The organism is Nocardioides caldifontis (assembly GCF_008087345.1).
Classification (GTDB): Bacteria; Actinomycetota; Actinomycetes; order Propionibacteriales; family Nocardioidaceae; genus Marmoricola_A; species Marmoricola_A caldifontis.
Genome location: NZ_ML701735.1, coordinates 549,171 through 561,307, shown reverse-complemented (window position 1 = coordinate 561,307; position 12,137 = coordinate 549,171). Strand labels below are relative to the sequence as shown.

The following is a 12,137-nucleotide window of genomic DNA, read 5'->3' as shown; positions in this document are numbered from 1 at the left end:
CGGTCGGTGCTACGTCGCCAGCCGGGCGATCCGGCGCTTCGCGCGGCGCCGGACCTTCGGCAGCGCGTGGTAGAGGTGCTTTCCCGGGCACGCCGTCTGGTTGGTGTCCCGGTGCCCGTCGATGACGGGCAGCTCGACGCGCCTGCCGTCGCGGAACCGGTCGCTGCCCTCGGAGACCACCCGGACGCGGCCGCGCGGGTTCCGTCCGTACATGTGCAGCTTCCACGCCGCGATCCGCGCGAGCGCGTTGAGCACCTGGTTGCTCGGCACGGCGGTCTCGAAGTTGCCGATCACCGCGACGCCGGTCGACTTCCCGTTGAACCCGAGGGTGTGGGCGCCGCGCACGGCCTTCCGCGGCCCGCCCGCGCGGCCGACCCAGATCCGGCCGAACTTGTCGACGAGGAAGTTGTACCCGATGTCGGACCAACCGAGGCTCTTGGTGTGGTACCGGTACATCCCCCGGATCATCGCGGGGACGTCCTTGCGGGAGTAGCTGTTGCTGTTCGCCGTGTGGTGGACGTGCACCTGCTTGATGGTGGCGTTGTACGACGGCCCGCCGTTGCGCCACCGCTCCTTGGCGCCCCAGTGGCGCCGGCCGAGGAACTCGGGCCGGAGCGGGTCCGTGCGGGATCGTGAGCCGGCGGTGACGCGGGAGGTGCCGGCGGCTCCGACCGCGGTGTCGGCGGGGAGGGGCTCGGGGTGGAGCAGCACCAGCTGGAGGTCGGCGGGGCGTTGGCCGCGCACCCGCACCCGCACGCCGTCCGCCGGACCGGTCCAGGCCACGTCGGTGCCGTCCCTGGCCGCCCCCGACGCGGCCTCGGCGCCGTCGACGGGCAGGTGGACGTGCGGCAGCGGCTGCCAGGACTGCCAGGCGCCGTCGACCCGGGTGCTCACCTCCACCACCGGCTCGACCTCGCCGTGCCGCCACGTGGCGCCGACCATCGTGAACGTCGTCGTGTCCAGCCGGCCGGTCGTCCACTGCCGCGTCCCCTGCGGTTGCAGGAGGTCGTCGGTCAGCGGCAGGTCGAGGGCGGGCATCGTCGGGTCGCTGCCGGCGAGCCGCAGCACCCCGTCCGCACGGTCGTCCCCGTCGCCCTCGGGCAGTAGCCCGGTGCGCGCGGCGACGCCGACACCGGTCAGGGCGGCGCCGCTGCCCACCAGCGCGAGCAGCAGCGGGCGCCGGCGGACGGGCCGTTGATTCGGGTTGGGCATGGCTGTCCCCCTTCGTACCTCCAGCATCATGCGTAACACATCCGTCCCAGCGCGACCTCCCACGCCCGGGCGTGAGGGATCCCTCAGGCGCCGCGCGGGGCGTACATGATCACGGCGACGCCGGCGAGGCAGACCAGGGCGCCGAGCACGTCGTACCGGTCCGGACGGAAGCCGTCGACGACCATCCCCCACGCCAGCGAGCCGGCGACGAAGACGCCGCCGTACGCCGCGAGGATGCGGCCGAAGTGGGCGTCCGGCTGGAGCGTCGCGACGAAGCCGTAGGCGCCGAGGGCGAGCACACCGAGCCCGATCCACACCCAGCCGCGGTGCTCCCGGACCCCTTGCCAGACGAGCCAGGCGCCGCCGATCTCGGCGAGCGCGGCCAGGACGAACAGGGCGATGCTGCGGGCGACGTCCACGCCCGCACGGTAGCGGCGCCGGCCGACGGGCGAGCAGCCCGCTCAGCCCAGGTGCCGGTCGAAGAACCGCACCGTCCGGTCCATCGCGGCCAGGAACGCCGGTCCGAAGGCGTGGCCGTCGTCGTACCAGACCAGCCGCGAGTCGACGCCGGCCGCCACCAGCGCACGCTGGGTCGCGGTGGCCCAGGGGGGCGGGCAGGTGTCGTCGTCGCGACCGTGGACCATCAGCACCGGCTCGGTGATCCGGTCGAAGTAGGGACGCGAGGAGTTCTGCCGCCAGAAACGGGGGTTCTCGGCCGGCGTGCCGTGGAGCCTCGCGAGCTGGTCGCGCAGCCCGGAGTCGCCGGGGTCGGGGGCGATGAACTGGCGGTAGTTGTCGGCCTCCATCGACGACACCGACGCCCACGGTGCGGCGGCCTGGACCAGCCCCGGCTCGGCGACGAGCGCCTTGAGGATCACCCCACCGCCCATCGACCGGCCGAACAGGGCGATCCGATCGTCGGCGACCGGCACGTCGCGCGAGAGCCGCAGCGCCTTCACGGCGTTGATCACGTCGGCGGTGTAGCCGAGCCGCATCCGGGTCTGGAACCGTGGGTCGTCGTCGGACTCCGCGTGGTTGCGGTAGTCGACGTGGAAGGCGATGTAGCCGCGCTCGGCGAGGTAGCCGCGCTCCCGCGTCATCCCCTGGCCGCGCTCGTAGTAGGCCGGGTCGATGTAGCCGTGCGCGAGCACCACCGCGGGGAAGGGGCCGCGCCCCGTCGGCACGTTGAGGACCCCGCTGATCCGGTAGGACTCCTCGCCCCGCCGCGTCGTCGAGCGGCTGCGGTAGGTGACGTCGTACGACGTGTACGCCGCCGTCTGCTCCCGGACCGCGCCCAGCCGCAGCCGGTCGCCCCGGTGCTCCTGCTCCGCGAGGCCGAGCACGGAGACCGCCGGTGGGGGAGGCGTGGGAGAGGCGGAGGGGGTCTCGCCCCCGGTGTGAGGCTCCGGCGAGCCGGACGGCTCGTCGCCCGGCGTTGCGGACGAGGCGCTGGGGGTCTCCGGCGAGGCATCCGCTTCGTCGGAGCCGCCGCTGCACCCGGCGAGCAGCACGGCAGCGCAGCACGACGCCGCCAGGGTCCGCCAGCGAGAGGGCATCGGCGACTCCAGTCTCCGGTGTGGGCCGGTCCCACGGTAGCCGTCCCACCGGTGGCGGATGAGGGTCGGCCGCCGCCCTACCGCCGGCGCCGTCGAAGTGGTAGGCCGGGGTATGGACACCGCGGCGCTCCTGAAGGAGCTCGAACCCACCGTCGAGGCGAACCTCGACCGTCACCTCCGGGTCGCGCAGGACTGGATGCCCCACGAGTACGTCCCCTGGAGCGAGGGGCGCAGCTTCTCGATGCTCGGGGGCGAGCCGTGGTCGCTGGAGCAGTCCTCGCTCTCGCCGATCGCGCGCACCGCGCTCGAGGTGAACCTCCTCACCGAGGACAACCTCCCCAGCTACCACCGGGAGGTCGAGCGGGCGTTCGGCCGGGAGAGCGCGTGGGGCGAGTGGGTGAACCGGTGGACCGCCGAGGAGGGGCGCCACGCGTTCTGCATCCGGGACTACCTGCTGGTGACCCGCGGCGTCGACCCCGACGAGCTGGAGCGGGCCCGGATGCAGACGATGGAGTCAGGGTTCGACTCCGGTGACAAGCCGCTGCTCAACGTCTGCGCCTACGTGTCCTTCCAGGAGCTCGCCACCCGGGTCTCCCACCGCAACACCGGCAAGGTCACCGAGGACCCGGTGGCGGAGCGGTTGCTCACCCGCGTGTCGAAGGACGAGAACCTGCACATGATCTTCTACCGCAACATCGTCGAGGCGGCGCTGCAGCTGGCGCCAGGGGAGACGATGCGGGCGGTCACCGACGAGGTCATGGGGTTCCAGATGCCGGGCGCGATCATCCCGGGCTTCACCCGGAAGGCGGTGCAGATGGCCAAGGCGGGCATCTACGACCTCCGGATCCACCACGACGACGTCGTGATGCCGTTGGTGCGGCAGTGGCGGTTGCTCGAGCTCGAGGGGCTCGACGAGGACGGCGAACGCGCACGGGAGGAGCTGGCCGCGGCGATCGCGGAGCTGGACGAGCAGGCGCGCAGGTTCGTGGAGCGGCGCGAGGAGGCTGCCGCGAAGCGGGAGGCCCGCAGCGGACGGCCCGCCTAGGCGCGCCGCATGGCCGGACCGGACGTGGAGCCAGTCTCGCCGGAGGCACCGCCGCTGCCCGGACGCCCTGGTGTGCACACCCGGTCCGGCTTCCCGGGCGAGGCCCGCCGCCCGCGGCGGCACTGAGCAGCGCAGCCGCCGGACCGGCCGGACCTGCCGGGTCAGCCGGACCGGCCCACCGCGGTCCCCAGGGCGTCGCGCATCGCCTCGAGGTGGGCGGGGGTGGAGCCGCAGCACGCGCCGACGAGGTCGATCCCGAGGTCGGCGAGCAGCCGGGCGTGCGAGGCCATGTCCGCGGGTGTGGCGTCGTACTCGAAGTGGTCGCCGACGACCTGCGGGAGCCCGGCGTTGGACTGCGCGACGACGAGCACTCCGTCGACGCGGGCCTCGACGAGCTCCGCGGCGATGCTGGCCATCTCCTCCGGGCCGCGGCCGCAGTTGGCGCCGACGGCGTCGACGCCGGCCGCCGCGAGCTCGCGGACCGCGTCGCCCGGGCGGACGCCCATCATCGTGCGCAGGTTGGTGTCGAAGCTGAGGGTGGCGACGACGGGGGCGTCCGGGACGACTTGCCGCGCGGCCGCGACGGCCGCCTGCACCTCGGCGAGGTCGCTCATCGTCTCGATCAGCACGACGTCGATGCCGCCGTCACGCAGCCCGGCGAGCTGCTCGGCGAAGAGCTCCGTCGCCTGGTCGGCGTCCATCGTGCCGAGCGGGGCCATCAGCTCCCCGGTGGGGCCGAGGTCGCCGGCCACCAGGATCCCGTGCTCGTCGGCCACCGACCGGGCGATCCGGGCTGCCGCCTCGTTGAGCTCGTGGACGCGGTCCTCGAGGCCGTGCATCTGCAGCCGCGGCCGGGTGCCGCCGAAGGTGTTCGTGGTGAGGAGCCGTGCTCCCGCGCGGGCGTACGCCTCGTGGACGGAACGGATGACGTCGGGCCGGTCGACGTTCCACAGCTCGCCGGCCCCGCCGTCGTCGAGCCCCTGCTCCTGCAGAAGGGTCCCCATCCCGCCGTCGAGCAGCGTCGGGGAGCCGGACCCGAGCAGCGCCGCGAGCCGGTTCACGACCGCTCCGCCGGGCCGAGGGAGTCGAGGTACGCCGCCACCGCGGACGGGGGCCACTCGTCCTCCAGCGCGGCCACCACCCGGTCGAGCACCTGCGTCGGGTCGCCGTCGGCCGGCGTCCAGTCGCTGCGGCGCCAGCCGGCGAGGTAGTCGTCGGAGGCGGTCGACCCCAGCCGCATGGCGGCCTCGTCGATCGCCTCCTGGAACCGCGGAGCGAGCGGCGACTTCGTCACCTGGTCGCCCTCGCGGGCGACGACGAGGGAGGGGAGGTCGCGCCAGAAGGTCACCTGGTACTCAGCCACGCGGTGAGCCTAGACGCGCGTCGGGCCCTCGAGGCGGACCGCGGCCACCCCCTGGACACCGCAGCCGCCGACCACGGTCACCGGCCCGTCGCCGGCGGCGACGTCACGGACGGCCCGGGCGACGGCCAGCGCGCCCGTGGCCGCGCCGAGCACCGGCTCGCCGACGGGACGCACCACCCCCTCGCACGCGTGCGGGGGGAGCGACTCGAGGTCGCGCGCCGTCCAGCACCCGGTGACCGCCGCCAGCGCCGCCTGCGGGTCCCCGGACAGGCGCAGCGCGGCGGCGCCCTCGCCCAACCCTGACGCCGCGGCGTCGACGACCGGCCCGCGGGTCTCGGCGCCGACCGCCAGCACGTCGTCGGCCCTCCCGTGCTCCAGCAGCGACACGGCCTCGACCACCGCCTCGAGCCCGGCGTGCCGGCCGCAGGGGGAGACGACGGGCCCGGTCCGGCCGAGCAGCGTGGCGACGTACCCCGCGTGCACGCTGGCGACGGTGTTGGGGAACGCCATCGGGAAGACCCGGTCCGCGCCCTCGCGCGCGGCCACGCCGACGAACTCGGCGAGCGGGTCGACGCAGGCCCACGCCGACCCGAGGACGACGGCGGCGCGGTCGCCGCCGTCCTCGCCAGGGGCGACCAGCCGGGCGGCGGCGACCATCGCCAGCCGCGCGGTGCGCGCGAGCGGCCGGAGCCCCCGCATCGTCAGCGAGGCGGCGAGCAGCTCGTCGCCCACCGCTCCCACGCGTACGTCGAGCCCGTGGCCGTCGGGGCCGAACCCCGCCACACCGGTGACGCAGACGCTCGTGCTCACCGGACGCCCCGGAACACGGTGACGGCGTTGCAGCCGCCGAAGGCGTAGGCCTGGTCGACGACCACGTCGCCGGCGAGCGGACGTGGCCCGTCGAGGAGCACGTCCCAGTCGCAGTCGGGGTCCTGCTCGCCGACGCCCCAGGTGGGCGGCGCGGTACCGGTCCGCAGGGCCTGCACCGCGACGACGGCCTCGACGGCGCTCGCGGCACCCAGCCCGTGGCCGGTGAGCGACTTGAGCGACGACGCGGGCGGTCCGCCGGAGGGGCCGAACACCGTCCGCAGCGCGAGCACCTCGACCCGGTCGTTGGCGGGCGTGCCGGTGCCGTGGGCGCTGACCCAGGCGACCTCCTCCGGCGCCACCCCGGCGTCGTCGAGGGCGGCACCCAGCGCCCGGGCGGCGCCGCCCCCGTCGGGCCGGGGCGTCGTCGGGTGGTGGGCGTCCGCCGACAGCCCGGCCCCGGCGAGCTCGGCGAGCGGCTCGGCGCCGCGCGCCGCGGCGTGCTCGGCGGACTCGACCACGAGGCAGCCGGCGCCCTCGCCGAGCACGAGCCCCTGGCGGTCGCGGCCGAAGGGCCGGCAACCGTCCTCGGCGAGGGCCCCGAGCTTCGCGAACCCCAACAGGGCGGTGCGGCTGAACGCGTCCACCCCGACGGCGAGCACCACGTCGCTGCGCCCGGAGCGGATCTCGTCGAGCGCCCGGGCCAGGGCGTAGTTCCCGGCCGCGCACGCGCCGCCGACCGCGCTCACGCGGCCGCGGGCGCCTGTGAGCGTCGCGACCTGCTCCGCGAGGCCGTCCGGCGAGCCCTGCAGGAGCTCCTGCGCGCGGTGGCGGGGCGGAGGCGTGAGCGCGGCCTCCGCCGCGGGCCACGTGTCGATCCACGACGGCTCGCCCATGGTCGTGCCGACCACCAGGTCCGGCTGCGCGGCCGTCCCACCGGCAGTCAGCCGCGCGCGGGCCAGGGCCTCGCGGACCGCGGCCGCGGCGAGCCCGGCGGCCCGTCCCACGCACGGTCGCCCGTCCGGGGCGCGCAGGGGCTGCGCCAGGACCCCTGCGACGTCCTCTGCGGGGACCTGCGCGACGAGCCGGCCGTCCTCGCGCCGCGTGACCCCCGAGCGGCCGGTCAGCGCGGCGTCCCACGTCCGCTCCACGCCGGCGCCGAGGGGGGACACGGCGCCCAGCCCGGTCACGACGGCCCGGCGTGCGGCGCTCACGGCTGCCGGGCCCGTTCCCGGGCGACCAGCTCCGCCAGCTGCCGGACGGTCTGCACCTGCTTGACCTCCGCGTCCTCGAACCGGACGTCGAAGCGGGACTCGACGTGCACGGCGATCTCCATCGCGAGAAGCGAGTCGATGTCGGCCTCGGCGAAGGGGGTGTCCGGCTCGATCTGGTCGGGGTGGAGCTCGGCGATCTCGGCCACGAGCACGCGGACCTCGCTCGTCAGGGGCTCCAGCGTCGTCCCGGTCATCAGGCGACCTCCTCGGTGCGGTGGTGCCGGTCCTGCGGGCGCAGGTCGGGCGGGGGCGCGAAGACCGCAGCGGCACGCGCGGTGGCCCCGTGCTCGGCGGCCAGGCTCGCCAGCGGGTCGCCGCAGAGCCGGAGGTCGCGCGCCTCCGGGGTGGGCTTCCCGCCGACCAACAACGTGCGGCGCAGCAGGGTGGCCACGTCGGGCGGGTCGCTCCGCACGGCGGCGGCGAGCGCGACGACCACGCGGGTGCTGGCCAGGTGCTCCACCGGTCGGGTGGCCCCGACGGTGGCGGCCGCCGAGCCCTGGAGGACGAGCTGCTCGGAGAAGCTGGTGCCCACGCGCCAGCGGCTCGCGGTCCAGCAGGTCACCGAGAGCACGCAGCCGAGCGGTCGCCGGGCCAACCCCGCGAGGTGGGCGGCGCGGAGCCCCCGGTACGCCGCCCAGCCGGACGGCCGGCCGTGGCCGAGGTAGACCGCCGCGCCGAGCCCGGCCTCCAGCGCGGTGCAGAGGTCCTCGCGGGTGACCCGCTCGGCGCCCCAGCGGACCGACGGCGCGCTGTGGAGGTGGTGCTCCAGCCGCTCCGAGAGCCGTTGGTAGCGGGCGCTGCGCTGGCCGAGCACCGCCAGCGGGCCGGTGTCCGTGCGCCGCCGCACCGCGAGGGCGGTGGCGACGAGCTGCGCGACGCCCCCGGCGCCGGCAGGCACCCAGCCCACGGGCACGGCGGCCCCGTCGGAACCCCGCACGAAGACTCCGGGGAGCGCCGAGCGCGGGGAGCGGCGCCGGTCCGCGACGAGGAGCGCCCCGGCGGCACCGGGACCGAGCAGCGACGGCCACTCGTCGGGGTCGGGCACCGTCGTGCGCTCGTGGACCACCACGGGGCGGTCGCGGCCGTGCGCCTCGACGAGCGGGGCGAACGGCTCGACGAGGGCCGGAGGAGCGACCAGCACCCAGGCTCCGCGGGACCGGCCGGTCACGCCGCTCGTACCTCCTCGACGTAGGGGTCGTACGACGTGGTGGCGCTACCGGCCCTCAGCAGCTTGTAGTAGTCCTGCATGATGTCGCCCTGCTGCTCGGGGTTGAACGCCGAGAGCCCCTCGTCGACGTGGGCGTCGAGCGCCGCGGTGCCGCCGTAGTCGTAGCCCTCCGTCGCCTGGCCGAGGAGCGCGTGCGCCATGTAGACCGGCCCGGTGTGCTGGCCCTGCCAGACGTGCATGAGCTCGTGGATCAGCCAGCCCTCCTGGTCCGGATCGGTGTCGTCGTAGCTGTCCGGGAAGTGGATGATCCGCATCGTCACGACACCCGTCGGGCTGCCGGTGTTGTTGGCCGCGGCCCACGAGATGAAGGAGCCCTCGAAGACCTGGATGTCGTCGAGCGGCAGGGTGTCCTGGTAGACCAGTCGGGCGCGCTGCCGCTCGCCGTCGGTGAGCGGACGGAAGATCCCGAACACCTCGAGCAGGATCCCGACGACGGTGAACACCGCTCCGCCGAAGATCTCCAGGAGTCCGTCGAGGCACTCCTGGGCCCCAGCGCCGGCGTCCTTGAGCGCCTGCACGATGCGCCGCTTGTCGGCGTCGCTCAGGGTGAACGCCGGCTCGAGGATGTCCTTGACGCTCTTGCCGAGGTCGCGCATCGCCTGGATGAAGAGGGCCCCTGCGTTCTGCGGCTGCTGGGCGATGGCGGCGAGCAGCTCGACCATCGTGACGCCCGCGGCGAGGGCCGCCTCGAGGACGGCGACGACCGCGGTGAGCGCCTTGCCGACCGCCCAGGCGACGATCTCGACGATCGCGATCCCGGCCTTCACCAGCCCCTTGACCACCGAGATCAGGCCGGGGACCAGGTCCTTGGCGACCCAGGTCAGCAGGTAGCTGACGCTGTTCTTCAGCCGCACCCACACGTCGGCCAGCACTTCAAGGGCCTTGGCGCCCGCGGCCTTCGCCCAGTCGATGACGTCGCGCAGCCGGGTGCCGATGTCCTCGGCGATCCGCACGATCGCCTCGACGAGGTCCGCGCCCTTCTTGAGCGCCCAGTCGAGCGCCTCGTCCAGCGACTTGCGGACGAACCGGATCGCGAGCACCGCCTCGCGCAGGACGGCGTCGACGACCGCGGCGGCCTGGGAGACGGCCCATTCGAGGATCTCGGCGATCCTGCGGCCCGCGTCGATGATGCCGGTGATCATCCGCCTGAGGAGGAAGTAGGTGCCCTTGGCCGCCTCCTCGAGCAGCTGGGCCACCTTGATCCCTGCCGCCAGTGCGGCCTCGACGAAGCGCCGGGCGTTCCGGTAGGTGAAGGCGACGACGGAGTGCGCGATCTCGACCAGCGCCTTGCCCGCAGCGACGAGCGCCTTGATGACGTCGCGGATCGCGGAGACGACCAGGCCGGCGACCTCCTTGATGATCCGGACCACCGCGTAGCCGAGCTCCAGCGCGGCCTCGACGACGCGCTTGACGGCGTTGAGGCCGGCCTTCGCCAGCTCGACCACCAGCTCGCCGAGGGTCCTGCCGATCTCCAGCAGGGCCTTGGCGACCGCGAGCGCCAGGGCCACCGCACCGGAGACGATCACCTGGCACAGGTCGATGAACCCGCTCGCGATCTCGGCGACGGCGCGGACGACCTCGCGGAAGAACTGCGCGGCCCCGCTGAGCACGGCGCTGAGCACCTCGGTCACCGCCCGTCCCAGCGCGATCATCGCCTTGACCACGGAGCGCAGCAGCGTGAGCGTCTGCTGGGCCGCCGCGACCACGAGGTCGACGACCTGGCGGCCGAGGGCGAGCAGCGCTCCGACCACCTGCTGGAGCACGGTGCCGAGCGCCGCTGCCGCCTGCTGCAGCAGGTTGCCGATCGTCTTGCCGATGGAGAGCAGGGCGTCGACGACGCGACGCACCACGTCGGCGACCTGGGTGGCGAGCCAGGACAGGAGCTCGCTGAGCTGGTGGCCCAGGTTGTCGATCGCCCGGAGCACGGTCGCCAGCTGGGCGCCGACGAACCGCACCGCCTGCTCGAGGATCTGGAACATCGCCTTGCCGACGTTGCGGATGGCCTCGACCATCCGGCGCACGAAGTCGTAGCCGTGCACGAGCGCCGCCTCGAGCAGGTCGAAGATCCCCTTGCCGGCGTTGAGCAGCGCCTGGGCCAGGTTGGTGAGCTTGTCGACCGTCCAGCTGACGACCGCGCTGATCGCGTCCGCGAGGCTCTGGGCGGCGTTGACGACGGCGTCGACCACGCTCTCGATCGCCTCCTTGACCTCGTCGACGACGTCCTCGATGAACTCGACGACGGCGTCGTCGGTGTCCGGCTCGCCCTCGTCGTCCAGCGGTCCGTCAGGGGTGCGGATCTGGGCGCCCAGCTCTGCGACGTAGTCCCAGACCTCCTCGAGCGCCTTCTTGTCCGTTCTACCAGAAGGCGTGAGCACGAGGTCGCGCATCAACGTGCGTGCGTGTGCGGTCGGCAGCTGGCCGATCGCGTGGACGACCCAGCGTTCCTGGCCGGCGTCCCGGTACCCCTTCACGAGTGTCCGGCGCAGCTCGGCGTCGCGGTCCAGCGCGACGGCCTGGAAGAGCTGGCGGTGCTGGTCGATCGAGGGCAGCGTCCGGGCGTAGGCGGTGGCCAGCCGCTTGGCGGCGGGCTTGGAGCTCCGGAAGACCTGGCGGTAGACCGGTGCCACCTCGCTGGGCGTGGGGTGCAGCTCGTCGAGCTGCCCCGCCAGCAGGTCGGGATCGGTGGACACCTTGCCCAGGACGCTGAGGACTCGTTCTCCGGCCATGGAGGGCCTCCCGCCGAGAAGGGGCGCTCGGGACGCGCCCGGCTCCCTCCACTGTCAAGAGGATCTGAGGCGGCCAGCAATAGCCCCTTGAGGTCAGGGCATCAGCCGGACGTCGGGCTAGCGTGGAACGCTCGGGCCCAGCGGGTCATCTGCACAAGACCTCCACACGTCGTCCCCGGGAACCGACCGGTCGCGCTCGTAGCCTTCGACCATGACCTCCGCACGCCGCCGCATCCTCCTCGTCGAGGACGACCCGGTGATCAACCAGGCGGTGGCCGACCGGCTCGAGGCCGAGGCGTACGACGTGGTGCGCGCGTGGGACGGGCCGGGAGCCGTGGCGGCGCACGCCGAGCACACGCCGGACCTGGTGGTGCTCGACGTGATGCTCCCCGGCTTCGACGGCCACGAGGTCTGCCGCCGGATCCAGGCCGACCGGCCGGTACCCGTCCTCATGCTGACCGCGCGAGCGGACGAGGCCGACGTGTTGGTGGGGCTTGGCGTCGGTGCCGACGACTACCTCACCAAGCCGTTCCGCATGCGCGAGCTGGTGGCCCGGGTCGCGGCGCTGCTGCGCCGGGTCGACCGGGCGACCGAGCTGGCCGGCCGGCGGCCGCTGGAGCTCGGTGAGCTCCGCGTCGACGTGGCGGCCCGCCGGGTCTGGCGGTCTGGCGAGGAGGTGCGGCTGACCCCGACCGAGTTCGACCTCCTGGTCTGCCTCGCGGGCGAGCCTGGCGCGGTGGTGACCCGGGAGCGGCTGCTCGCCGAGGTGTGGGGGTGGCCCGGGGCGTCGGGGACCCGCACCGTGGACAGCCACGTGAAGGGGCTCCGCGCGAAGGTCGGCCCGGACGTGGTGCGGACGGTGCACGGCGTCGGCTACGCCCTCGAGACCGCGCCCGGCAACCGTGGTGGACGGTGACCGGACGGTG

The 12,137-nt window shown here is 74.4% G+C and carries 12 protein-coding genes; 2 read left to right on the top strand and 10 right to left on the bottom strand.

The features are described from left to right. Positions 1 to 9 precede the first annotated feature (9 nt). From FIP57_RS02575 to FIP57_RS02565, 3 genes are all read right to left on the bottom strand, one after another. Positions 10 to 1,212: a peptidoglycan recognition protein family protein gene (locus FIP57_RS02575; protein WP_148571617.1), complete on the bottom strand. Its 1,203-nt coding sequence runs from the start codon at positions 1,210 to 1,212 to the stop codon at positions 10 to 12. An 83-nt stretch (positions 1,213 to 1,295) separates the two neighbouring features. Next, positions 1,296 to 1,631, bottom strand: a complete 336-nt coding sequence (locus FIP57_RS02570) for a YnfA family protein (RefSeq protein ID WP_148571615.1) — start codon at positions 1,629 to 1,631, stop codon at positions 1,296 to 1,298. A gap of 42 nt (positions 1,632 to 1,673) precedes the next feature. Next, positions 1,674 to 2,768: an alpha/beta hydrolase family protein gene (locus FIP57_RS02565; protein WP_148571613.1), complete on the bottom strand. Its 1,095-nt coding sequence runs from the start codon at positions 2,766 to 2,768 to the stop codon at positions 1,674 to 1,676. A gap of 112 nt (positions 2,769 to 2,880) precedes the next feature. Here FIP57_RS02565 and FIP57_RS02560 point away from each other — a divergent pair, with 112 nt between their 5' ends. Next, positions 2,881 to 3,813 carry an acyl-ACP desaturase gene (locus tag FIP57_RS02560; protein ID WP_148571611.1) on the top strand — a complete coding sequence of 311 codons (933 nt, stop codon included), beginning with the start codon at positions 2,881 to 2,883 and terminating at the stop codon, positions 3,811 to 3,813. A gap of 161 nt (positions 3,814 to 3,974) precedes the next feature. On the opposite strand, the gene FIP57_RS02555 is transcribed toward FIP57_RS02560, so the two are convergent. The 7 genes from FIP57_RS02555 to FIP57_RS02525 are packed head-to-tail and all read right to left on the bottom strand — an operon-like array spanning position 3,975 to position 11,211. Further along, complete coding sequence (locus FIP57_RS02555) at positions 3,975 to 4,874, bottom strand: homocysteine S-methyltransferase family protein (protein WP_203230999.1); 900 nt, start codon at positions 4,872 to 4,874, stop codon at positions 3,975 to 3,977. Continuing rightward, positions 4,871 to 5,176, bottom strand: a complete 306-nt coding sequence (locus FIP57_RS02550) for a virulence factor (RefSeq protein WP_148571610.1) — start codon at positions 5,174 to 5,176, stop codon at positions 4,871 to 4,873. Before FIP57_RS02550 ends, FIP57_RS02555 begins: the two co-directional genes overlap by 4 nt. A 9-nt stretch (positions 5,177 to 5,185) precedes the next feature. Beyond that, positions 5,186 to 5,986, bottom strand: a complete 801-nt coding sequence (locus tag FIP57_RS02545; RefSeq protein WP_148571609.1) for a beta-ketoacyl synthase N-terminal-like domain-containing protein — start codon at positions 5,984 to 5,986, stop codon at positions 5,186 to 5,188. Further along, complete coding sequence (locus FIP57_RS02540) at positions 5,983 to 7,197, bottom strand: beta-ketoacyl-[acyl-carrier-protein] synthase family protein (RefSeq protein ID WP_148571608.1); 1,215 nt, start codon at positions 7,195 to 7,197, stop codon at positions 5,983 to 5,985. Before FIP57_RS02540 ends, FIP57_RS02545 begins: the two co-directional genes overlap by 4 nt. After that, complete coding sequence (locus FIP57_RS02535; protein WP_148571607.1) at positions 7,194 to 7,451, bottom strand: acyl carrier protein; 258 nt, start codon at positions 7,449 to 7,451, stop codon at positions 7,194 to 7,196. Before FIP57_RS02535 ends, FIP57_RS02540 begins: the two co-directional genes overlap by 4 nt. Continuing rightward, positions 7,451 to 8,425, bottom strand: coding sequence for a C25 family cysteine peptidase (locus tag FIP57_RS02530; protein WP_148571606.1), 975 nt, complete (start codon positions 8,423 to 8,425; stop codon positions 7,451 to 7,453). The genes FIP57_RS02535 and FIP57_RS02530 overlap by 1 nt, the downstream gene beginning before the upstream one ends. Next, entirely contained in the window at positions 8,422 to 11,211 is a 2,790-nt protein-coding gene (locus FIP57_RS02525) for a phage tail family protein (RefSeq protein ID WP_148571605.1), read from the bottom strand. The genes FIP57_RS02530 and FIP57_RS02525 overlap by 4 nt, the downstream gene beginning before the upstream one ends. 211 nt (positions 11,212 to 11,422) lie before the next feature. Between FIP57_RS02525 and FIP57_RS02520 the strand changes: the two genes are divergently transcribed. Next, positions 11,423 to 12,127, top strand: coding sequence for a response regulator transcription factor (locus FIP57_RS02520; protein WP_148571604.1), 705 nt, complete (start codon positions 11,423 to 11,425; stop codon positions 12,125 to 12,127). Positions 12,128 to 12,137: the final 10 nt, after the last annotated feature.